Below are 22,149 nucleotides of genomic sequence, written 5' to 3' on the forward strand. Positions count from 1 at the left end.
ACTCACTCGCGGTGGTAGGGGTGGCCGGCGTTGATCGACCAGGCGCGATACAGCTGCTCCACGAGCAGCACGCGCACCATCGCATGCGGCAAGGTCAGGTCGGACAGGCGGATGCGCTCATGGGCAGCCTGGCGGAAGGCGGGCTGCAGGCCGTCGGGGCCGCCGATCACGAGGGCGACGTCATCGCCCCCGAGCTGCCAGTCCTTGAGCTTGGTGGCCAGCGCCTGGGTGGTGAGGTGGGTGCCGCGCTCGTCGAGCACGACGATGCGCGCGCCCCGGGGGATCTGCGACTCGATGCGCTCGCGCTCGGCGGCGTAGATCGCCTCGACGGTCTTGGAGGCGCGCGGCTCGGTCTTGACCGCGCGCAGCTCCAGCTTCAGCTCGGGCGGGAAGCGCTTGGCGTAGTCGTCCCACGCGGTCTGGGCCCAGTCGGGCACCCGCTGGCCGACCGCGACGACGACCAGCTTCATGCCTTGGGCGTCTTGGCGGCAGCCTTCTTCGCGGGGACCTTCTTGGCCGGCGCCTTGGCGGCCGGGGACTTGGCCGCCACCTTCTTGGCCGCCGGGGCGGCCTTCTTTGCCGGAGCCTTGGCCGCGACCTTCACCGCGGGCTTGGCGGTCGCGGGCTTGGCGGCCGCGGTCTTGCCGGCCGCCTTGGCCGGGGCCTTCGCGGGCGCCGCCTTGCGGGCCGCGGACTTCTTCGCCGGGGCCTTCTTGGCCGCCTCGTCGGCCGCCTTGGCGGCGCGCTCGGCCGTCTTCACCGCGCTGCTGCGGCGAAGCGAGGTGGGCTCCTTCTTCGGGGCCTCCTTCTTGGCGGGCGCAGCAGCCTGGGCCGGCTTGGGCGCGCCGAGCTTCAGGCGCACCGGCTTCTCGCCCCAGATCTCCTCGAGGTGGTAGTAGTTGCGGATCGCGGGCTGCATGATGTGCGCCACGGCGGCGCCGCAGTCCACGATGATCCACTCGCCGTTGTCCTCGCCCTCGATGCGCGGCTTGGAGAAGCCGGCGTCACGCACGGCATCGCGCACGCTGGCAGCCAGCGCCTTGGTCTGGCGGTTGGAGGTGCCCGAGGCGACGATCACGCGCTCGAACAGCGGGGAGAGATGCTCGGTGTTGAAGACCTGGATGTCCTGTGCCTTGACGTCTTCCAGGCCCTCGACGATGGCGCGCTGGAGGCGCTGGGTGTCTTTCTTGACGGCGGTTTGCTGGGTCATCAGGTCGGTCGGTAAAGAAGGTGTTGGTCAATATAGCGCGCCACCGGGGCGGGAACCAGATGGTCGATCCCTTGGCCGGCCGCAACGCGGGCGCGGATGTCGGTGGCACTGAACGGCATGGAGGGCAGCTCGATGGGCTGCCAGTGGCCGCCCGGCACGCGGGAGGCATCGAACGAGCCCGAAGGCTCCTGGGGCCTGGCGCGCTCAGCTATCGATATTGTAGCGATACGGGCAATCGCCCCGGCCTCGCGCCAGCTGTCCAGGGCCTCGGCCTGGTCCGCGCCGATCACCAGCACCAGCTGCGCCTGCGGGAATTCCCGCTGCAGCTCGCGCAGCGTGTCGATGGTGTAGGTGGGGCCGTCACGGCGCACCTCGCGCGGGTCGACCACGGCGCGCGGCACCTCGGCGAAGGCCAGCCGGGCCATCTCGAGGCGGTGCGGCCCGGAGGTCAGCGCCCGCGACTTGTGCCAGGCCATGCCCGTGGGGAAGACGCGCAGTTCGTCCAGCCCGAGCTGCTCGATGGCGGCGCGGGCCAGGGCCACGTGGGCCAGGTGCGGCGGATCGAACGCGCCGCCGAACATGCCGAGCCGGCGCGGCCCCGTCAAACCCACTCCCGTCGCACGATGAACTTCGTGTACAGGTCGTGCTCGGGCGAACCCGGCTCGGGTTGCCACTGGTAGGACCAGGTGGCATGCGGCGGCATGGACAGCAGGATGGACTCGGTGCGCCCGCCCGACTGCAGGCCGAAGTGCGTGCCGCGGTCCCAGACCAGGTTGAACTCGACGTAGCGGCCGCGGCGATACAGCTGGAAGCTGCGCTCGCGCTCGCCCCAGGCCAGGCCCTGGCGGCGCTCGACGATGGGCAGGTAGGCGCCCAGGAAGGCGTCGCCCACCGACTGCAGCATCTCGAAGCTGCGCTCGGGGCCCAGCTCGGAGAAGTCGTCGAAGAAGATGCCGCCCACGCCGCGCTGCTCGTTGCGGTGCCTGAGGGTGAAGTAATCGTCGCACCACTGCTTGAAGCGCGGGTACTTGTCGTCGCCGAAGGCGGCGAGCGAGTCCTTGCAAGCCTGGTGGAAATGCCTCGCATCCTCCTCGAAGCCGTAGTAGGGCGTGAGGTCCATGCCGCCGCCGAACCAGCACACCGGCTCGCCGCCGCCGGCAGGCGTGGCGGAGATCATGCGCACGTTCATGTGGACGGTGGGCACGTAGGGATTGCGCGGATGGAACACCAGCGACACGCCCATGGCCTCGAACGGCGCGCCGGCCAGCTCGGGCCGGTGCTGCGTGGCGGAGGACGGCAGCTGCGGGCCGCGCACGTGCGAGAAGCCGCAGCCGGCGCGCTCGAACACGGCGCCGCCCTCGAGGATCTTGGTCAGGCCGTCGCCCTGCAGGCGCTCGCCAGCGGGCTTGCTCCAGGCATCGGCCAGGAAGCCGGCGCCGCCGTCGAGGGCCGCGATCGCATCGGTGATGCGCGCCTGCAGCCCCTGCAGGTAGTCGCGCACGGCGGCGGGCGTCGGTGCCGTCATCAGCGCGCGGCCCGGAAGCCGATGTCGGTGCGCCACTGCGCGCCGTCGAAGCGGATGCCCTGCACCACCTCGTAGGCGCGCTGCTGCGCCTTCTTCACCGAGTCGGCCAGCGCGGTGACGCACAGCACGCGGCCGCCTGAAGTGAGGACCTGGCCATCCGGGCCCTCCTGGCGGACCGTGCCGGCATGGAACACCATGGCGTCGGGCATCTCGGCCGGCAGGCCGGTGATGGCGTCGCCCTTGCGCGGGTTCATGGGGTAGCCGGCGGCGGCCATCACCACGCCCAGCGCGACGCGGCGGTCCCACTCCAGGTCGACCTGGTCCAGCGTGCCGGAGGTGGCCGCCATCATCACGTCGAACAGGTCGGACTTCAGCCGCATCATGATCGGCTGCGTCTCGGGGTCGCCCATGCGGCAGTTGAACTCCAGGGTCTTCACGTGGCCCTGCGCATCGATCATCAGGCCGGCGTAGAGGAAGCCGGTGTAGGGGATGCCGTCCTTCTCCATGCCCTTGATGGTGGGCAGGATCACCTCGCGCATGGCGCGGGCGTGGACATCGGGCGTGACCACCGGCGCGGGCGAGTAGGCGCCCATGCCGCCGGTGTTGGGGCCCTGGTCGGCGTCCAGCAGGCGCTTGTGGTCCTGGCTGGTGGCCAGGGCCGTCACGTTCTTGCCGTCGCACAGCACGATGAAGCTGGCTTCCTCGCCCTGCAGGAACTCCTCGATCACCACCCTCGCGCCGCCCTCGTTGTGGGTGACGCCGAGCTTGTTGTCCAGGAGCATGAAGTCGATGGCCTCATGGGCCTCGGCCAGCGTCATGGCCACGACCACACCCTTGCCCGCGGCCAGGCCGTCGGCCTTGATCACGATGGGCGCGCCCATGCGGTCCACGTAGGCGTGGGCCTGGGTGGCGTCGGAAAACGTGTCGTAGGCCGCGGTGGGAACGCCGTGGCGCTTCATGAAGGCCTTGGAGAAGGCCTTGGAGCTTTCCAGCTGCGCGGCCGCCTGGGTGGGGCCGAAGATGCGCAGGCCGGCGGCGCGGAAGATGTCCACCACGCCGGCGGCCAGGGGCGCCTCGGGGCCGACCACGGTCAGGGCCACCTTCTCCTGCAGCGCCCAGTCGCGCAGCTGCGCGGGGTCGGTGATGGCCAGGTTGACCAGGCGCGGGTCCAGCGCCGTGCCGCCGTTGCCCGGGGCCACGTAGACCTGGGACACCTTGGGGGACTGCGCCAGCTTCCAGGCCAGCGCGTGCTCGCGGCCGCCGCCGCCAATGACAAGGACCTTCATTCCGCGATCTCGGCGTTGTGGAACACGTCCTGGACATCGTCCAGGTCCTCGAGCATGTCGAGCAGCTTCTGCATCTTCTGGCCGTCCTCGCCGGCCAGCTCGATGGTGTTCTCCGGTCGCATGGTGACCTCGGCCACCTCGGGCTTGAGGCCGGCGGCCTCGAGCGCGTTCTTCACCGCCTCGAACTCGCCGGGCGCGGTGATGACCTCGATGGAGCCGTCGTCGCCCACGACCACGTCGTCGGCGCCGGCGTCCAGCGCCACTTCCATGACCTGGTCCTCGGAGGTGCCGGGGGCCAGCAGCAGCTGGCCGCAGTGCCTGAACTGGAAGGCCACCGAGCCTTCGGTGCCCATGTTGCCGCCGTACTTGCTGAAGATGTGGCGCACCTCGGCCACCGTGCGGACCTTGTTGTCCGTCATGGTGTCGACGATGATGGCCGCGCCGCCGATGCCGTAGCCCTCGTAGCGGATCTCCTCGTACTGCACGCCCTCGAGGTTGCCGGTGGCCTTGTCGATGTTGCGCTTGATGGTGTCCGCCGGCATGTTGGCGGCCTTGGCCTTGTCCACCGCCAGCCGCAGGCGCGGGTTGGCGTTCAGGTCACCGCCGCCCTGGCGGGCCGCCACCATGATCTCGCGGATCACCCGCGTCCAGATCTTGCCGCGCTTCTCGTCCTGGCGGCCCTTGCGGTGCTGAATGTTGGCCCATTTGCTATGTCCAGCCATGGGAATCGTCCTTGTTCGGTCTTGTACGGTACGCTTGCGCGAAAGACCGACATTCTACGTTTCGCCCCATGGCCCAACCCCTGCCCATCGCCCGCAACGCCCAGGCCGAATGCCACCTGCTGCCCGCCCTGGCCAATCGACACGGCCTGGTGACCGGCGCCACCGGCACCGGCAAGACCGTCACCCTGCAGGCGCTGGCCGAGGGCTTCTCGCGCATCGGCGTGCCGGTGTTCCTGGCCGACATCAAGGGCGACCTGACCGGCATCAGCCAGGCCGGCACCCTCTCGCCCAAGCTGGCCGAGGCGATCCGCGAGCGCGGCCTGCCCACCCCCGAGCCGATCGCCTGCCCCGCCACCCTGTGGGACGTGTTCGGCGAGCAGGGTCACCCGGTGCGCGCCACCGTCTCCGACCTCGGCCCCCTGCTGCTGGCCCGCATGCTGGACCTGAACGAGACCCAGGCCGGCGTCCTGAACATCGTGTTCCGCATCGCCGACGACCAGGGCCTGCTGCTGCTGGACCTGAAGGACCTGCGGGCCATGCTGCAGCACGTGGGCGACAACGCCAAGCAGTTCACCACCAGCTACGGCAACATCAGCGCCGCCAGCATCGGCGCCATCCAGCGCGGGCTGCTGCAGATCGAGTCTCAGGGCGGCGACCGCTTCTTCGGCGAGCCCATGCTGGACATCCACGACTTCCTGCAGACCGCCGATGGCGGCCGCGGCGTGGTCAACATCCTCGCCGCCGACAAGCTGCTCAACGCCCCGCGCCTGTACGCCACCTTCCTGCTGTGGCTGCTGTCCGAGCTGTTCGAGCAGCTGCCCGAGGTCGGCGACCTGGACAAGCCCAAGCTGGTGTTCTTCTTCGACGAGGCCCACCTGCTGTTCGACGACGCGCCCAAGGTGCTGGTCGAGCGCATCGAGCTGGTGGTGCGCCTGGTGCGGTCCAAGGGCGTCGGCGTCTACTTCGTGACCCAGAACCCGCTGGACATCCCCGACAGCGTACTGGCCCAGCTGGGCAACCGCGTGCAGCACGCCCTGCGCGCCTTCACCCCCCGCGACCAGAAGGCGGTGCGGGCCACGGCCGAGACCATGCGCCCCAAGGCCGGCCTGGACATCGAGGCCGCCATCACCGAGCTGGCCGTCGGCGAGGCCCTGGTCAGCCTGCTCGATGCCAAGGGCCGCCCCAGCGAGACCGAGCGGGCCTACGTGATCCCGCCGGGCAGCCAGATCGGCCCCATCACCCCGGCCCAGCGCCAGGCCCTCCTGGCCGGCTCGCTGGTGGCGGGGGTGTACGACCAGGCGGTGGACCGGGAGTCCGCGTACGAACGCCTCAAGGGGCGGGCCGCGCAGGCCGGCTCGGACACGCCCGCCGCCGGCGGCGGTACGCCGGCGGGCTCGACGGGCGCGCCCGGCGGAACGGGCGAGCCCGGCAGGGGCAGCGTCCTCAGCGACCTGCTCCTGGGCTCCACCGGCCCCCGCGGCGGCAAGCGCGAGGGCCTCGTCGAGATGATGGCCAAGTCCGCGGTGCGCACCATCGGCAGCAGCGTGGGCCGCGAGATCATCCGCGGCGTGCTGGGCGGCATTCTGGGCGGCAAGGGCCGCCGCTGAGCCCGCCACCGGCCCTGGCTTGACTTCGCGGCGGATCGGGAACAAGCTCATCAGAAAAAAGGATGAGCTTGTAGATCCAAGGAAGCAACCTTCTCCGCCGGAGGAGCCATGAGCCATGCCCACCGCCCGCACGACGCCCGGGGCCAGTTCGCCCGCCTGATCGCGGCGCTCGGCCGACGCATCGGCCAGCCCCTGCTGCCCGACGAAGGCTCGGTCGCCCTCGCCGACGCGCGTGACGCCCTGCAGCTCATGGTCGAGCTTTCCACCGAGGAGGACTGCATCCATGCGATCCGCCCCTTCATCGAGATCCCCGACGACGAAGCCGACGCCGGCCGCCTCGCCTGCGAGCTCCTTCGCGTGAACGCCGACCGCGACGCGCTGGGCCGCAGCCTGGTCTGCGCCTACACGCCTGGCCGCCTGTACTGCCTGGTCCAGCGGCTCGAGCTGGACCTCTCGCCTGCCGCCTTCGTGATGGCGATCGAGGAGCTCGCCGAGCTCGGGGACGCGCTGCGCGCCTCGCTGCTCGGTCGCGGGGACCCGGTGCCCCGCCCCGCCAACCTGCAGCTGCACCGCGCCTGAGGACCGCCCCATGGCCACCCGCATCCCGCCCCACGCCGTCGCCTCGCCGCCGCCGGCCTTGCCGCAAGCCCCGCAGGCCCACGCCTCGTCCGACCCGAACCCGCTCGAGGGCCTGCCGGCGCACTCCCCCATCGCCGGCCTGCGCCAGGCCGCGAGCCCCGCGCCGCGGCTGTCCAGCCAGGCGCCCACGACCGTGCTGCGCGCGATCCAAGGCGCCCAGCCGACCGGCCAGGCGCTGAGCGGCCGGCTGGTGCCGGCCGGCCACGTCGCACCCGCCCTGCGCCGCACCCGCATCGGCCCGGAGGACACCTCCTGAGCCGGCCCGAGCGAGTCCCGTCCGGCGACGCGGGCATGCCGCTTGCAAACGTCCCGGCAGGACCCGCGCTGCTAGATTGAACTGGACCGACCGCCATGCCCGCCGACGCCCCGACGCCCTCCCGCCACATCCGGCTCACGTCGCACGCCAGCGGCGACGGGGCCCTGCCGATCCACTGGAACGCGGAGTCGGCGGCGGCCCGCGGCCCGGTGGTGGGCACCACGACCCAGCGGGCCCAGCGCAACGTGATCGGCGCGCACAGCGGCTCCTATGGCGTCTACCGGGCCCTGGCGGTGGCCGCCGGCGCCCTCGCCCGCGACCACCGCGCGGACCTCACCAACACCGCCCCCACCCACGCGATCGGCCCCTACCCGCAGTGGTTCGAGGCGGGCCGCATCGTCAGCCTCGACCCCTGGGGCGCGACGGTCTCCGAGGTCTTCGCCGACCGCCTCGCCCAGGGCTACGACATCCGCCCCACCATCGCCATCACCCAGGCCCACGTGGTCCTGCCCGAGGTCATCGAGGCGCTGCACCAGGGCCGCCTGCGCGCCGACGGCCACCTGCTCACCGACAAGGGCGCGGCCCTGGTGACCAAGGCGGCGATCGAGCCGGTGTGGTGGCTGCCCGGCATCGCCCGGCGCTTCGGCTGCAGCGAGGCCGACCTGCGCCGCGTGCTGTTCGAGGAGACCGGGGGCATGTACCCCGAGCTGGTCACACGGCCCGACCTGGAGGTCTTCCTGCCCCCCATCGGCGGCCAGACCGTCTACATCTTCGGCAACCCGCGGGACCTGGCCGACCCCGGCGTCGAGCTCACCGCCCGCGTGCATGACGAGTGCAACGGCTCGGACGTCTTCGGCTCCGACATCTGCACCTGCCGCCCCTACCTGACCCACGCCATCGAGGAGTGCATCCGCGGCGCGCAACCGGTTGACGCGGGCGGTCGCGGCGGCGTGGGCCTGATCGCCTACGCTCGCAAGGAGGGCCGCGCGCTCGGCGAGGTCACCAAGTTCCTCGTCTACAACGCCCGCAAGCGCCAGGCCGGCGGCGACACCGCCGACCAGTACTTCGCCCGCACCGAGTGCGTGGCCGGCGTGCAGGACATGCGCTTCCAGGAGCTGATGCCCGACGTGCTGCACTGGCTCGGCGTGCGGCGCATCCACCGCCTGGTGTCCATGAGCCACATGAAGTACGACGCCATCACCGGCTCGGGCATCGAGGTCGGCGAGCGCGTCAACATCCCGGACGGCCTGGTGCCGGCCGACGCGCAGGTGGAGATCATGGCCAAGATGGCCTCGGGCTATTTCACCCCCGGCGAGGCGCCGGATGCCGAGGGACTTCGGCGCACGCGAGGAAGGGAGCTGGAATGAACGATGCGATGGCCTTCACCGACCCGCACGCGGAGGGCGCGATCGCCGCCGGCGTGCTGCGCACCACCCAGGCGGTGCGCGAACGCAGCGCGCAGCTGCTGGCGCGCGCGCGCCGGGGCGGCTCGGGCTGGTTCGAGGTCGACGACGCCGCGCTCGACGGCGCCGCCGCCCGCGTGGCCGGCACCACCCGCGAGCGGCACCCGCACCTGCGCGTGCCCCTGCACAGTCGATGGCGGCACTTCGAGGCTGGCGGCGTCGACCGCCGCCGCCAGCTCGAGGCCCTGCTCGCCGGGCAGACCGCCGTCACCCGCATCCACGCGATGATCGACCTCACCGTGACCAGCGTGCTGCTGGACGCCGGCGCCGGCGCCGACTGGAAGTACACCGAGACCGCGACCGGCCGGCAGTACACCCGCTCCGAGGGCCTGGCGGTGGCCAGCTTCCACGCCTTCTGCGCCGGCCTGTTCTCCAGTGACCGGGACCGCCCGCTGCAGGCCGACGCCCGCGGCCTGCGCGCGCTGGCCACCGACCACCTGGCCCAGGCCTTCCAGGTCACGCCCACCAACCCGCTGGTGGGCCTGGAGGGCCGTGCCATCCTGCTGCGGCGCCTGGGCGAGGTCATGACCGAGCAGCCCGAGGTCTTCGGCGAGGACGGCCGCCCCGGCGGGCTGTTCGACATGATCATCAGTCCCCTGGGCCCGGGCACGCCGCCGCCCACCGCCGATGTCCAGGCCCACGACATCCTCTCCCAGCTCCTCGCCGCGCTCTCTGGCATCTGGCCCGCGGACAACCGCATCGGCGGCGTGCCCCTGGGCGACTGCTGGCGCCACCCGGCGGTGCGCGGCGACGGCGCCACCGACGGCTGGGTGCCATTCCACAAGCTCTCGCAATGGCTCACGTACTCCCTGCTCGAGCCCTTCGAGTGGGGCGGGGTGAAGGTGCACGGGACCGACCGCCTCACCGGCCTGCCCGAGTACCGCAACGGCGGCCTGATGATCGACAGCGGCGTCCTGCGCCTTCGCAACCCGCTGGCCGCGGCCCAGACCTGGGCCCCGGGCGACGAGATCATCGTCGAATGGCGCGCGCTGACGGTGGCCCTGCTCGACGAGCTCGCGCCCCGGGTGCGCGAGCAGCTGAACACGGACGCCGCGCACCTGCCCCTGGGCCGCCTCCTGGAAGGCGGCACCTGGGCCGCCGGGCGCGAGCTGGCGCAGCAGCTTCGCGGCGGCCTGCCGCCCCTGCGCGTGGCCAGCGACGGCACGGTGTTTTAGATTCGGGGCTGGAACCCACCCCTGCAAGAAGAGGAAAACCGCCTTGAGCAACGTCCACGTCATCGACCACCCGCTGGTGCAGCACAAGCTCACCCTGATGCGAAAGAAGGAGGCATCGACCAACAGCTTCCGCCGCCTGCTGAATGAACTGGCGACCCTCATGACCTACGAGGTCATGCGCGACCTGCCGCTGCACGAGGTGGAGATCGAGACCCCGCTGGAGACCATGCAGGCCCGGATGATCGACGGCAAGAAGCTGGTCTTCGTCTCCATCCTGCGCGCCGGCACCGGCATCCTGGACGGCATGCTCAACGTGGTGCCCGGCGCGCGCGTGGGCCACATCGGCCTGTACCGCGACCCCAAGACGCTCACCGCCGTCGAGTACTACTTCAAGATGCCGCAGGAGATGGCCTCGCGCGACGTGGTGGTCGTCGACCCGATGCTGGCCACCGGCAACAGCGCCGTCGCCGCCATCGACCGCCTCAAGGAGCTCAAGCCGAAGTCGATCAAGTTCGTCTGCCTGCTCACCTGCCCCGAGGGCGTGAGGACGCTGCAGGCGGCCCACCCGGACGTGCCGATCTACACCGCCGCCATCGACCGCCAGCTCAATGACCACGGCTACATCCTGCCGGGCCTGGGCGACGCGGGCGACCGCATCTTCGGCACCAAGTAGGGCGCACCGCGCCGATGCTGGACCTCCTCGTCACCGGCGCCGCGCTGCCCGACGGCCGCACCGGCATGTCCGTCGCGGTGCGGGCAGGCCGCATCGTCGAGGTATCGCCGGGCTTGCAAGCTCCGGCCCGCGAGACCCTGGACGCCGAGGGCCAGCTGCTCTCCCCGCCCTTCGTCGACGCCCATTTCCACATGGACGCCACCCTGAGCTACGGCCAGCCGCGGGTGAATGCCAGCGGCACCCTGCTCGAAGGCATCGCCCTGTGGGGCGAGCTCAAGCCGACGCTGACCCAGGAGGCGCTGGTCGAGCGCGCGCTCGCCTACTGCGACTGGGCGGTGGCGCGCGGCCTGCTCGCGATCCGCAGCCACGTCGACACCTGCGACCCGTCACTGCGGGCGGTGGAGGCGCTGCTGGAGGTGAAGCGGCGCGTCGCGCCCTGGCTGGACCTGCAGCTGGTCGCCTTCCCCCAGGACGGCGCGCTGCGGTCTCCCGGCGCGCTGGACCACCTGCGCCGCGCCCTCGCGATGGGCGTGGACGTGGTGGGCGGCATCCCGCACTTCGAGCGCACCCAGGCCGAAGGCGCCGAGAGCGTGCGGCGGCTGTGCGAGATCGCGGCCGACCAGGGCAAGCTGGTGGACATGCACTGCGACGAGTCGGACGACCCGCTCTCGCGCCATGTGGAGACCCTGGCCTGCGAGACGCAGCGACTGGGCCTGCACGGGCGGGTGACGGCCTCGCACCTCACGTCCATGCACTCCATGGACAGCTATTACGTCTCCAAGCTGATTCCGCTGATGGCGGAGGCGCGGCTGGGCGTGGTGGCGAACCCCTTGATCAACATCACCCTGCAGGGCCGGCACGACACCTACCCGAAGCGCCGCGGCATGACCCGCGTGCCCGAGCTGATGGCCGCCGGACTCACCGTGGCCTTCGGCCACGACTGCGTGATGGACCCCTGGTACGCGCTGGGCTCGGCCGACCTCCTGGAGGCCGCCCACATGGGCCTGCACGTGGCCCAGATGACGAGCCAGGCGGGCATGCGCCAGTGCTTCGAGGCGGTGACCACCCACCCGGCGCGGCTGCTGCACCTCGAGGGCTACGGCCTGGCGCCCGGCTGCCACGCCGACTTCGTGCTGCTGCAGGCGCGCGACCCGGTGGAGGCGATCCGCCTGCGCGCCACGCGCCTGAAGGTGTTCAGGCGCGGCCGCCTGGTCGCCGAGACGGCGCCGGCCACCGCGCGCCTGCACCTGCCCGGCCGCCCGGGCAGCACCTCGTTCCAGCCCTGAGTCAGCGCCCCGGGCCGGCCCGGGTCACTTCTTCGGCTTCTGGTTCTGGATCCAGTTGGCCAGCTGGCGGGCCTCGGCCTCGCTGACCTGCGGGCGCTCGGCGTCATTGGGCATCTTGGCCACGCCCCAGTGCGGGCCGCCGGCGGCCTCGCTGCCCATGCGGATGGTCTTCACCATGGTCCGCACCGCGTCCTTGTTGCCTTTCCACTTGGCCGCGATCTTCTCGAACGAGGGACCCGCCGCGTCCTTCTGCACGTCATGGCATCCCATGCACTGCTTCTCGCGGGCCAGCTTCTCGCCGAGGGGCATCTTGTCCGCCGCCAGGGCGGGGAGTGCCGCCGCCAGCGCGACGACCATCAGGGCTGCTTGCTTGTGCATCCGTTCTCTCCTTCTTGTCCTTGTTGCCTCGGCGACATGCCGATGCAACGGTAGTGGCTGGCCCCGCGCTTGGCAACCGCCGGGGTTGATCCCGATCAAGCCGCGCGCACCTGCGTTGCGCGCGCACGGCATCGGTGCATGCGCGCAGCCGCCTTCCGCCGGGGCGCCACAACGGTGCGCGCCCGGCCCGGGAATGGCCTCGGCGGAGTGCGCATGCGCTGGCACGCGGCTTGCAAACATGCAGGGCACAGACAACACGGCGCATGACGAAGTGCGCCGCCGGGCCCACACCGCCGTGGGCCGCCTGCCCCGGCTCTCCCGTCCCTGCAGCCGCCGGGGCCGTGCCTGCCCGCAGGCGCGCCTCTCCCATCCCTCGCACCAAGGAAGATCATGAAGATCGTCGTCATCGGCCATGGCATGGTCGGCCACAAGTTCCTCGAAAGCCTCGTCGAAGCGGGCCTGCCCGGCGCGCAGGTCACCGTGCTGTGCGAGGAGCCGCGCCCGGCCTACGACCGCGTGCACCTGTCCGAGTTCTTCGCCGGCAAGACCGCCGCCGACCTGTCCCTGGTGGCGCCCGGCTTCTTCGAGCGCGAGGGCCTGCTGCTGCGACTGGACACCCGCGCCACCGCGATCGACCGCGCCGCCCGGACCGTCACCACCGCCTCCGGCGAGGTTCTCCCCTACGACAAGCTGGTGATCGCCACCGGCTCCTACCCCTTCGTGCCGCCGGTGCCGGGCAAGGACCGCGCGGACTGCTTCGTCTACCGCACCATCGAGGACCTCGAAGCCATGACCGAGTGCGGCGCGCGATCGAAGAGCGGCGTCGTCATCGGCGGCGGCCTGCTGGGCCTGGAGTGCGCCAAGGCCCTGCGTGACATGAAGCTGGACACGCATGTCGTCGAGTTCGCGCCGCGCCTGATGGCGGTGCAGGTCGACGAGGCCGGCGGCGCCATGCTTCGCCGCAAGATCGAGGACCTCGGCGTGGGCGTGCACCTGTCGAAGAACACGCTGGAGATCACCGCGGGCGAGCAGGCCCGCCACCGCCTGGTGTTCGCCGACGGCACGCACCTGGAGGCCGACATGGTGGTGTTCTCCGCCGGCATCCGCCCGCGCGACGAGCTGGCGCGCAGCGCCGGCCTCGCCGTGGGGCCGCGCGGCGGCATCGTCATCGACGACCAGTGCCGCACCAGCGACCCCGACATCCACGCCATCGGCGAGTGCGCGCTGTGGAACGGCCAGGTCTTCGGCCTGGTCGCCCCCGGCTACGACATGGCCCGCACCACCGCCCGCCACCTGGCCGGCCAGGCCGGTGGATTCCAGGGCGCCGACATGAGCACCAAGCTCAAGCTGATGGGGGTCGACGTGGCCTCCATCGGCGACGCCATGGGCAAGGCCGCCGGCGCGCGCAGCTACCAGTACACCGACGAGCGCAAGCAGGTGTACAAGAAGATCGTCACCTCGGAGGACGGCAAGCAGCTCCTCGGCGCGGTGCTGGTGGGTGACGCCGCCGAGTACGGCACCCTGCTGCAGCTGGTGCTCAATGGCATCGCGCTGCCCGAGGACCCCGAGTTCCTGATCCTGCCTTCCAGCGACGGCAAGGCCCGGCCCGGCCTGGGCGCCGACGCCCTGCCCGCCTCCGCGCAGATCTGCTCGTGCAACAGCGTCTCCAAGGGCGCGATCTGCGACGCGGTCGCCGGCGGCGCCTGCGACATCGCCTCCCTCAAGGCCTGCACCAAGGCCGGCGCCACCTGCGGCGGCTGCGTGCCCCTGGCCACCCAGGTGATGAAGGCCGAGATGAAGAAGCGCGGCATGGCGGTGAACAACCACCTGTGCGAGCACTTCCCGTTCTCGCGCCAGGAGCTGTTCCACATCATCAAGGTGGAGGGCATCCGCACCTTCGAGGCGCTGCTCGCCCGCCATGGCAAAGGCCTGGGCTGCGCGGTGTGCAAGCCGGTGGCGGCCAGCATCTTCGCCTCGGTGTTCAACGAGTTCATCCTGAACAAGGCGCATGCCGGCCTGCAGGACTCCAACGACTACTTCCTGGGCAACATCCAGAAGGACGGCACCTACTCCGTCGTGCCCCGCATGCCCGCCGGCGAGGTCACGCCCGACGGCCTGATGGCGGTGGCCCGGGTCGCCAAGAAGTACGGCCTGTACACCAAGATCACCGGCGGCCAGCGGGTGGACCTGTTCGGCGCCCGCGTCGAGCAGCTGCCCGCCATCTGGGAAGAACTCATCGCCGCGGGCTTCGAGTCCGGCCACGCCTACGGCAAGTCCCTGCGCACGGTGAAGTCCTGCGTGGGCAGCACCTGGTGCCGCTACGGCGTGGGCGACAGCGTCGGCCTCGCGGTCGAACTGGAGAACCGCTACAAGGGCCTGCGCGCGCCGCACAAGATCAAGTTCGGCGTCTCCGGCTGCACCCGCGAGTGCGCCGAGGCCCAGGGCAAGGACGTGGGCGTCATCGCCACCGAGAAGGGCTGGAACCTCTACGTCTGCGGCAACGGCGGCATGAAGCCCCGCCACGCCGAGCTGCTCGCCAGCGACCTGTCCAAGGCCGACCTGGTTCGCCTGATCGATCGCTTCCTCATGTTCTACGTGCGCACCGCCGACCGGCTGCAGCGCACCAGCACCTGGCGCGAGAACCTGGAGGGCGGCCTGGACTACCTGAAGTCCGTGGTGCTCGACGACCACCTGGGCATCGCCGCCGAACTCGAGGCCGAGATGCAGCACGTGGTCGACACCTACGCCTGCGAGTGGAAGGAGGCGGTGACCCACCCCGAGACCCGCAAGCGCTTCCGCCAGTTCGTCAACAGCGACCAGGCCGACGCCAACGTCGTCTTCGTGCAGGAGCGCGGCCAGATCCGCCCCGCCACGCCCGAGGAACGCGTCGAAGCCCAGCCCGCCTGAGCGGCCGCCACGCACCACGGCCCGACCCCGAGGAGAACGCCATGAGCCCCACCCAGCCCCGCACCCCCGCCTGGACGCCCGTCTGCGACGTCGACGACATCCTTCCCAACACCGGCGTCTGCGCCCTGGTGGGCGGCCGCCACGTCGCCGTGTTCCGCGTGGCCGCCAACGACGAGCCGCGCCTGTACGCCATCGACAACCTCGACCCCAACGCCCGGGCCAGCGTGCTCTCGCGCGGGCTGGTGGGCTGCCAGGGCGGGCGCGTCGTCGTCGCCTCGCCGATCTACAAGCACCACTTCTGCCTGAGCACCGGCGAATGCCTGGAGGCGCCCGAGCACTCGGTGAGCGCCTACCCGGTGCGCGTGGAGGCCGGCCGCGTGCTGGTCGCCGCCTGACGCACGGCCCCTGACTTGCCTCCCGACCCCCGCAACACCCTGGAGAACATCGCCCGCCGCCGGAGGCACGGCCTGCGCCGAGCCCCCGGTGCTGCAGGGGGAGGCCGAGCCGGTCTCGCCGGGGGCGCTTGCGTGCCGGAGGCTCACCGGCGGCCTGCGCGAGCTCTCGTACGCGCCGATGCAGGCCGTGCGCCGGGACCTGCCGGCCTGGCCGCGGCGCTGATCGCTTCGCGGGTCCTGCGCTGAGCGCGGGGCCACCGCGCGGTGGCTCAGTACCGCCAGTACAGCGCCAGCGCGTTGTCGCCGAGGGCTGCCTGCGCCACCTCGGGCGGCACCCAGTCGTGCAGCGCCGCGAACAGCGCGGGGTAGTCGGCGCAGGTCTCGTGGTTGGTGCAGGGCCAGTCGCTGCCCCACACCAAGGCCCGGGGGCCGAGCTCGCCCACCCACAGGCGGGCCAGCGCCGCCGGGTCCAGCCCGCCCAGGCGGTAGGCGCCACTGAGCTTCACATGCACCGCGGCCCCGCGGGACCGCGCCGCCAGGGCCTGCACGCTCGCGTCCGCCGCCGCCACCCCGGCCGGCTTGGCCATGTGGTCCACCACCACCGGCAGCGCCTGCGGCAGGCGGGCCAGCGCCGCGGGCAGGCCGCCCCGGTCGGTGTGCAGCTGCACGTGCCAGCCGAGGGCGAGCAGCGCGTCCCACACCGGCGAGGCCCCGGCCCAGGCCTCGATGTCGCCCGCGCGGCCCGCGAGGTTCAGGCGGATGCCGCGCACGCCGGCGGCGTCCATGGCGCGCAGGTCCTCCAGGCGCGCGCCGGGCGCGACCACGGCGATGCCGCGCAGGGCCTGCGGGTTCGCGCGCAGCGCCTGCAGCAGCAGCGTGTTGTCCGTGCCCAGGAAGCTGGTCTGCACCAGCACGCCGCGCGACACCCCGGCCGCCTGCGCCGCGCGCTGCCATCCCGCCAGCGGGGCGTCGTACGCCGGCACGTAGCGCGCGCCGGGCTCGCCCACGCCGGCCGCGAAGACGTGGAAATGACTGTCGACGAATGTTTTTGACGGCGGCGGGTGCATGGCGTACATTCTAGTCCTCTAGATGACCAAATGATCACAGGAATCAACGCCCCCACCCCGCAAGCCCCCGCCGGCCAGAGCCGCTACGGGTGGCTCGCCGCCGCCCTGCGCGCGCGCATCGTGCAGGGCGAGTGGGCGCCGGGCGAGGCGATCCCGCCGGAGGCCGCCCTGGCGCCCGCCTACGGCGTGGCGCTGGGCACCATCCGCCAGGCCATCGCCCTGCTCGTGGCCGACGGCCTGCTGGAGCGCCGCCAGGGCCGCGGCACCTTCGTGAAGGCCGGCCTCGGCGGCGCCTCGATGATGCGGTTCTTCCGCTTCCGCCATGGCGGCGAGCTGCAGGCCACGCCGCGCTCGCGCATCCTGTCGGCCCGCACCCGCCTGGCCGACGCGCAGGAGGCCGGTCCCCTCGGCCTGCCCGAGGGCGCCGGCGTGCTCGCCCTGGAGCGCCTGCGCAGCATCGTCGACCGGCCCTGCCTGCTCGAAAGCATCACCCTGCCGCTGCCGCTGTTCCAGCCCCTGGCCGACTCCGACCCGCACGCGTGGGGCGACCTGCTCTACCCCCTGTACCAGCGCGCCTGCGGCGTGACCATCCACCATGCCGAGGACCACCTGGCCTTCGACCGCCTCAGCGCCGGCCAGGCCCGCCACCTGCAGCTGGAGAAGGGCCACCCCTGCGCCCGCGTGCAGCGGCGGGCCTTCGACCTCGCCGGCCGCTGCGTCGAGCTGCGCACCACCCGCGGCGACGCCTTCGCCTTCGAATACACCGCGCAGGTGCGCTGACCCGCGGCACCACCGCCCCTGACCGACCGCTTCCCCCTGGAGACCCCCGTGACACGAACCTTCCGCCTCCCGATCGCCCGCCGCGACCTGCTCGGGGCCGCTGCCGGCGCGCTGCTCGCCGCGGTGCCGGCCTTCGCCCAGGCCCAGGCCCAGGCCCAGGCCCAGGCCCAGGCCCAGGCCCAGGCCCAGGCCCAGGCCCAGGCCCAGGCCCCGGCCTGGCCGACCCGCCCGGTCACCCTGGTCGTGACCTACCCGCCGGGCGGAGGCGCGGACGCCATGGCGCGCCTGATCGCGCCGCGCCTGGGCGAGGCGCTGGGGCAGAGCGTGGTGGTGGAAAACCGCCCGGGCGCCGGCGGCCAGATCGGCGCCGCGCATGTGGCCAAGTCCGCCCCCGACGGCTACACCCTGATGCTGGATGCCTCGTCCTTCGCGGTGAACCCGGCGCTCTACCCGCGCCTGCCCTATGACACCGCCAAGGCCTTCCGCCCGATCGGCCTGATCGCGCTGTTCCCGAACGTGGTCCTGGTCAACGCGAATTTCCCGGCCCGCAGCATCGCCGAACTCACCGCCGCCGCCCGCGCCCGCAAGGACGCCGTGGCCTACGCCTCCTCCGGCAACGGCTCCGCCCAGCACCTGGCCGGCGCGCTGTTCGAGTCGGCGGCCAAGGTGGACATGGCCCATATCCCGTACAAGGGCGGCGGCCCGGCCCTGAACGACGTGATCGGCGGCCAGGTGCCCCTGTTCTTCGGCAACCTCGCCTCCACCCTGCAGCACGTGCAATCGGGCAAGCTGCGCGCGCTGGCCGTGACCGCGCCGAAGCGCGCCTCCATGCTGCCCGACGTGCCGACGCTGGCCGAGGCCGGCGTGCCCGGCGCCGAGATCCATGAGTGGAACGCGGTCTTCGCCCCGGCCGGCACGCCGGACGCCATCATCGACAAGGCGTCCGCTGGGCTGCTCAAGGCGCTGGACGCTCCCGAGGTCCGCAGCCGCATCGCGCAACTGGGCGGCGACCAGCAGAAGGCATCGCCCGAACAGGCGCAGCAGTTCATCCGCCAGCAGATGAACCTCTGGGCCCGCATCGTCAAGGAACGCAACATCACCGTGGAATGACATCATGAACGTGCTCGACACCTCCCCCGCCCCCCTCGCCCTACACGACGCCCCCGCGACCCGCCGCCAGTGGCTGGCCCGGGCCGCCGCCGGCGGCCTCGCCCTGTCGTCCCCGCTGCTCGCCCGCGCCAGTGACGCCTGGCCCTCCAAGCCGCTGCGCCTGGTCGTCCCCTTCGCACCGGGCGGCAGCTCCGAGATCGTGGCCCGCGCCATCGCCGGCGAGATGGCCAAGACCATCGGCCAGAACGTCTTCGTGGACAACAAGCCCGGCGCCGCCGGCAACATCGCCATGCAGGAAGTGGCGAACTCCACCGACGACCACACCCTGATCCTGGGCCACATCGGCACGCTGGCGGTCAACCCGTACATCTTCCCCAAGCTGCCCTACGACGCGAACAAGGACTTCGCGCCGATCACCCTGATCTCCAAGGTCCCGAGCCTGTACGTGGTCCACCCCGACCTGCCGGTGAAGAACCTCAAGGAGTTCATCGCCTACGCCAAGTCGAAGCCTGGCCAGCTCAATTACGGCTCCGCCGGCAACGGCAGCGCCGGCCACCTGGCCTTCGAGTACCTGAAGTTCGTCACCGAGACCTTCGTGGTCCACGTGCCTTACCGCGGCACCGGCCCGATGCTCACGGACCTCATGGCGGGCCGCCTGCAGGCCGCCTCGGTCGGCGCGCCGGCGCTGCTGCAATTCATCAAGACCGGCAAGCTGCGCTGCATCGCCACCGGCACCAGCACGCGCCTGCCCCAGCTGCCCGACGTACCCACCGTCGCCGAGCAGGGCTTCAAGGGCTTCGAGATGACCCAGTGGTACGGCCTGATGGCGCCGAGCAAGTGGCCCAAGGCCCACCTCGACAAGCTCGAGGCCGAGGCGATCAAGGCGGCGCGCGGCAAGATCGTCGCCGAGAAGCTGAGCCAGGAGACGGCGCTGGCCGTGGGCAACACCCGCGCCGAGTTCGAGGCCTTCATCCGCGCCGAGCAGGCCCGCTGGAAGCCGGTGATCACCCGCGCGCAGATCCGCCCCGAAGGGGCCTGACGCCAGGAGGTCGCTGCGGGGCGGTGCTCGGGCCGCTGGCCCGAGCGCGCGCCGCGCTCTCTGCGCGCTCTGCGCTCTCTGCGCCGCCCGCGCCTCAGGCGCGCAGCAGCCGAGGCAGCGCCGGCCTGCCGCCCAGGCGCGGGAACAGGACCTTCGCGGCACGCGCCGGGTCGAGCTCGAAGCTCTCCGCCGCCAGCGCGGCGATGAAGGCATCCAGGCCCAGCGTGGGCCGCAGGTCGCGCCCCTCGTGCAGGGCGCCCGGCGCGAGGCCGGGCCAGTCGGCGATCACCCGCCCGCCCTGCACCGCCCCGCCCGCCAGCATCGCCGCCGCGCCGGTGCCGTGATCGGTGCCACCGGTGCCATTGGCCGCGGCGGTGCGGCCGAACTCGGTGGCCACCAGCACCACGGTCTGCGACCACGCCGCAGCCAGGCCCTCGCGCAGGGCCAGGAGCAAGGCGTCGAGCGATCGCAGCGTCCCGGCCAGCCGGGGCAACTGGGCGCTGTGCGTGTCCCAGCCCCCGGTCTCGATCATCGCGATGCGCGGGCCCTGCGGCCGGGCCAGGAAGCCCGCAGCCAGGCGGCCCAGCGTGGCCGGGTCCTGCTGGCGCGCGCGCTCCATGCCCGAGGCCATGCCGCGCGCCTGCATCGCCGCGGACCACAGCGCATGCAGCTGCGGGTCATCCTCGTAAAGGTGCGCCACCCGCGCCGCCAGGTCCTCGCGGGCCTGCGGCAGCGCCGAGGGCGCGTACGACACCACCGGCGCGGCGCCGCGCAGGGCCATGGGCACGGTGGGCGCGAGCGCCACCGCCTCGCCGCGCGCGCGGGGCAGCAGGCCCACCAGCCGATTGAGCCAGCCATCCCGCAGCTCGTGGGGCGCGTGGCCGCCGGTCTCCAGCACGTTCTGCCCGTCGAAGTGCGAGCGGTCGCGGTACGGCGAGGCCACCGCGTGGACGAACAGCGCCTCGCCCTGGGTGTACAGGCGGTGCCACTCGGCCAGTGACGGGTGCAGGCCGAAGAAGCCGTCCAGGCGTGTCGCCGCGGTGTCCACCGCCAGCCCGCCGCGCAGGCCCGCGAGCGCCGGATCGCCCTCGGGCACGACGATGGACAGGCCGTCGGCCGCCCCGCGCTGGAGGATGAAGACGAAGCGCCGCTCGGTGGCTGCCTCGGCCAGGGCCAGGCGCGGGGCCGCCAGCCAGAACGCACCGGCGGCCAGGGCCTGGCGCCGCGTGATGGAAGCCGTCATCGCGCTCACCTCCTCATGAACTCGGGAGACACCAGCAGCAGCGCCAGGGCGTCCGCGCCGGTTTCGGCACGGGCGATGGCCTGGCGGGTCGCTTCGCCCGGGCCGCCCGGCAGCACCTGGGGCGCCAGCCCCCGCGCGTCCACGCCTGGCGGGGCCTGGGCCGTGAGGCGTTGCGCCGTCTCGACCCGCCGCACCAGCGCATCGGGCGCGGCCCAGGCGCTGGCGACGTCGTCCCAGCCGGCCGGTGACCCCGGGCGCCACACCGGCTGCCCGAGCTGCGCCAGAAGCCCTGCCACCTGCGGGCCGGTCAGCTCGCGCCGGCCGAGCGCGCGCAACGCCGACACCGACCAGTCCCAGGGCGTCTTGAATTTCACCGGGCCGGGCTCCCAGGCCTCAGGCGAGTCCACCAGCGCCGCGTACACGGCGTGCAGGTCACCCTCGCTGCGCAGGAAGGCGGCGGCGAGCCGGTCGACCACCGCCGGCGGCGGCACGTCAGCCACGAAGTGCCGGGCCAGCTTGAAGGCGATGTGGCGCGCGGTGGCCGGCGCACGCGCCAGGTCCCGCAGGATGTCCAGCGACTGCGCCTCGCCCTGCGCCGCGTAGCGCCGCCCCAGGACCACGCGCGTGCCGGGCTCGTGCAGTTCCGGGCGGAAGCGGAAACCGCTGCCGCCCTCCGCGCCGTCGAGGCCCCAGCCGGTGAGCGCACGGGCGAACTCGGTGACATCGTCCTGCGTGTAGCCATGGCGCACGCCCAGGGTATGCAGCTCGAGGACCTCGCGCGCCAGGTTCTCGTTCAGGCCGCGGCGCGATGCGGGATCGCGCCGCGCCGCCCCCAGGGCCGCCACGCTCAGGGGCCCGATGGACTGCGGCTGGTCGAGGAACAGCAGCATCGCAGGGTGCCGGGTGGCGGCCGCCAGCAGGTCCTCGAAGCGCCCCAGCACGTGCGGGCGGATCGCGTCGGCCTCGAACGCGCCGGCCAGGCCCACCACCGCCACCTTGTCGGTGGACACCGCGAAGTGGTTGGCCCAGAAGTGGACCAATCGCTCCACGAAAGGCGCCGGCGTGGCCAGGGCCGACTGCATGCGCGCGGCCATGCAGGCCAGCAGCCGCTCGCGCGCCTCGCGGCGCTGGCTCTCCTGGGCGGCGGCGCGCGCCACCGGCTCGAGCTGCCGCGCCGCCTGCTGCTCGCGGACCATCCGCGCCACCAGGGTCGGCGTGCGCTCCTGCTCGCCCCAGCGCCCGGGCAGGGCCTCGAAGCGATCCAGCTGCCGGAGCAGCCCGTCGCGCGCGTCGGCGGGCAGCGGCTCCCCGGGCACGGCGCCGAGCCCGAAGCGGTTGGTGGCGATGGCCGTGGGGTTCATGTGCGCCGCGCGTAGGCCCGGACATGA

Annotated in this window: 22 protein-coding genes; 12 read left to right on the forward strand and 10 right to left on the reverse strand. The window is 72.5% G+C overall.

The features are described 5' to 3' along the window. Positions 1-2: 2 nt before the first annotated feature. Genes rlmH through ACFQZY_RS07255 form a run of 6 tightly spaced genes read right to left on the reverse strand, consistent with a single transcriptional unit; the run spans position 3 to position 4,743 of the window. The gene (gene rlmH, locus ACFQZY_RS07230) at positions 3-470 is read right to left on the reverse strand and encodes a 23S rRNA (pseudouridine(1915)-N(3))-methyltransferase RlmH (protein WP_377414444.1); all 468 of its coding nucleotides are present in this window, start codon (positions 468-470) and stop codon (positions 3-5) included. After that, positions 467-1,210: a ribosome silencing factor gene (rsfS, locus tag ACFQZY_RS07235; RefSeq protein WP_377414447.1), complete on the reverse strand. Its 744-nt coding sequence runs from the start codon at positions 1,208-1,210 to the stop codon at positions 467-469. The genes rlmH and rsfS overlap by 4 nt, the downstream gene beginning before the upstream one ends. Further along, the gene (nadD, locus tag ACFQZY_RS07240) at positions 1,210-1,791 is read right to left on the reverse strand and encodes a nicotinate (nicotinamide) nucleotide adenylyltransferase (RefSeq protein ID WP_377414557.1); all 582 of its coding nucleotides are present in this window, start codon (positions 1,789-1,791) and stop codon (positions 1,210-1,212) included. Before nadD ends, rsfS begins: the two co-directional genes overlap by 1 nt. A gap of 20 nt (positions 1,792-1,811) precedes the next feature. Next, the gene (gene hemF / locus ACFQZY_RS07245; protein WP_377414449.1) at positions 1,812-2,735 is read right to left on the reverse strand and encodes an oxygen-dependent coproporphyrinogen oxidase; all 924 of its coding nucleotides are present in this window, start codon (positions 2,733-2,735) and stop codon (positions 1,812-1,814) included. Next, positions 2,735-4,021: a phosphoribosylamine--glycine ligase gene (gene purD, locus ACFQZY_RS07250; RefSeq protein WP_377414452.1), complete on the reverse strand. Its 1,287-nt coding sequence runs from the start codon at positions 4,019-4,021 to the stop codon at positions 2,735-2,737. The genes hemF and purD overlap by 1 nt, the downstream gene beginning before the upstream one ends. Next, positions 4,018-4,743, reverse strand: coding sequence for a YebC/PmpR family DNA-binding transcriptional regulator (locus ACFQZY_RS07255; protein WP_377414454.1), 726 nt, complete (start codon positions 4,741-4,743; stop codon positions 4,018-4,020). The genes purD and ACFQZY_RS07255 overlap by 4 nt, the downstream gene beginning before the upstream one ends. Positions 4,744-4,811: 68 nt before the next feature. On the opposite strand from ACFQZY_RS07255, the gene ACFQZY_RS07260 reads away from it, so the two are divergent. The 7 genes from ACFQZY_RS07260 to ACFQZY_RS07290 all read left to right on the forward strand — a co-directional run bounded on the left by ACFQZY_RS07260 (position 4,812) and on the right by ACFQZY_RS07290 (position 11,842). Further along, complete coding sequence (locus ACFQZY_RS07260; RefSeq protein WP_377414457.1) at positions 4,812-6,350, forward strand: helicase HerA-like domain-containing protein; 1,539 nt, start codon at positions 4,812-4,814, stop codon at positions 6,348-6,350. A 108-nt stretch (positions 6,351-6,458) separates the two neighbouring features. After that, entirely contained in the window at positions 6,459-6,929 is a 471-nt protein-coding gene (locus tag ACFQZY_RS07265) for a hypothetical protein (protein ID WP_377414460.1), read from the forward strand. Between the two features lie 10 nt (positions 6,930-6,939). Further along, positions 6,940-7,245 (forward strand): hypothetical protein, encoded by a 306-nt coding sequence (locus ACFQZY_RS07270; protein ID WP_377414462.1) that lies wholly within the window; start codon positions 6,940-6,942, stop codon positions 7,243-7,245. Positions 7,246-7,340: 95 nt separating this feature from the next. Beyond that, complete coding sequence (locus ACFQZY_RS07275) at positions 7,341-8,612, forward strand: GTP cyclohydrolase II (protein WP_377414464.1); 1,272 nt, start codon at positions 7,341-7,343, stop codon at positions 8,610-8,612. Beyond that, positions 8,609-9,883 (forward strand): URC4/urg3 family protein, encoded by a 1,275-nt coding sequence (locus ACFQZY_RS07280; protein WP_377414466.1) that lies wholly within the window; start codon positions 8,609-8,611, stop codon positions 9,881-9,883. Before ACFQZY_RS07275 ends, ACFQZY_RS07280 begins: the two co-directional genes overlap by 4 nt. A 43-nt stretch (positions 9,884-9,926) precedes the next feature. Continuing rightward, positions 9,927-10,556, forward strand: coding sequence for a uracil phosphoribosyltransferase (gene upp, locus ACFQZY_RS07285; protein WP_377414469.1), 630 nt, complete (start codon positions 9,927-9,929; stop codon positions 10,554-10,556). A gap of 14 nt (positions 10,557-10,570) precedes the next feature. After that, complete coding sequence (locus tag ACFQZY_RS07290) at positions 10,571-11,842, forward strand: amidohydrolase family protein (protein WP_377414471.1); 1,272 nt, start codon at positions 10,571-10,573, stop codon at positions 11,840-11,842. A 24-nt stretch (positions 11,843-11,866) separates the two neighbouring features. Here ACFQZY_RS07290 and ACFQZY_RS07295 read toward each other — a convergent pair whose 3' ends face one another. Next, positions 11,867-12,220, reverse strand: a complete 354-nt coding sequence (locus ACFQZY_RS07295) for a c-type cytochrome (protein WP_377414473.1) — start codon at positions 12,218-12,220, stop codon at positions 11,867-11,869. Positions 12,221-12,610: 390 nt separating this feature from the next. Here ACFQZY_RS07295 and nirB point away from each other — a divergent pair, with 390 nt between their 5' ends. Next, the gene (gene nirB, locus ACFQZY_RS07300) at positions 12,611-15,127 is read left to right on the forward strand and encodes a nitrite reductase large subunit NirB (protein WP_377414475.1); all 2,517 of its coding nucleotides are present in this window, start codon (positions 12,611-12,613) and stop codon (positions 15,125-15,127) included. 41 nt (positions 15,128-15,168) lie between these two features. Further along, a complete protein-coding gene (gene nirD / locus ACFQZY_RS07305) occupies positions 15,169-15,522 on the forward strand; it encodes a nitrite reductase small subunit NirD (RefSeq protein ID WP_377414478.1) in 354 nt (117 codons plus the stop codon). A gap of 269 nt (positions 15,523-15,791) precedes the next feature. Here nirD and ACFQZY_RS07310 read toward each other — a convergent pair whose 3' ends face one another. After that, entirely contained in the window at positions 15,792-16,589 is a 798-nt protein-coding gene (locus ACFQZY_RS07310; RefSeq protein ID WP_377414480.1) for an amidohydrolase family protein, read from the reverse strand. A gap of 30 nt (positions 16,590-16,619) precedes the next feature. Here ACFQZY_RS07310 and ACFQZY_RS07315 point away from each other — a divergent pair, with 30 nt between their 5' ends. From ACFQZY_RS07315 to ACFQZY_RS07325, 3 genes are all read left to right on the forward strand, one after another. Continuing rightward, positions 16,620-17,369 carry a GntR family transcriptional regulator gene (locus ACFQZY_RS07315; protein ID WP_377414483.1) on the forward strand — a complete coding sequence of 250 codons (750 nt, stop codon included), beginning with the start codon at positions 16,620-16,622 and terminating at the stop codon, positions 17,367-17,369. 123 nt (positions 17,370-17,492) lie between these two features. Further along, on the forward strand, positions 17,493-18,479 hold the full coding sequence (locus tag ACFQZY_RS07320) for a tripartite tricarboxylate transporter substrate binding protein (RefSeq protein ID WP_377414559.1): 987 nt from the start codon (positions 17,493-17,495) through the stop codon (positions 18,477-18,479). Positions 18,480-18,483: 4 nt separating this feature from the next. Beyond that, positions 18,484-19,518, forward strand: a complete 1,035-nt coding sequence (locus ACFQZY_RS07325; RefSeq protein ID WP_377414485.1) for a Bug family tripartite tricarboxylate transporter substrate binding protein — start codon at positions 18,484-18,486, stop codon at positions 19,516-19,518. 94 nt (positions 19,519-19,612) lie between these two features. Here the strand turns inward: ACFQZY_RS07325 and ACFQZY_RS07330 are convergent, their stop codons facing one another. Together ACFQZY_RS07330 and ACFQZY_RS07335 are read right to left on the reverse strand one after the other, a co-directional pair. Beyond that, positions 19,613-20,761, reverse strand: a complete 1,149-nt coding sequence (locus tag ACFQZY_RS07330; RefSeq protein WP_377414488.1) for a DUF1501 domain-containing protein — start codon at positions 20,759-20,761, stop codon at positions 19,613-19,615. Between the two features lie 5 nt (positions 20,762-20,766). Beyond that, positions 20,767-22,122 (reverse strand): DUF1800 family protein, encoded by a 1,356-nt coding sequence (locus ACFQZY_RS07335; protein WP_377414491.1) that lies wholly within the window; start codon positions 22,120-22,122, stop codon positions 20,767-20,769. Positions 22,123-22,149: the final 27 nt, after the last annotated feature.

The sequence above is a fragment of the Ramlibacter sp. GCM10027632 genome (assembly GCF_042675325.1).
Taxonomy (GTDB): Bacteria; Pseudomonadota; Gammaproteobacteria; order Burkholderiales; family Burkholderiaceae_C; genus Ramlibacter.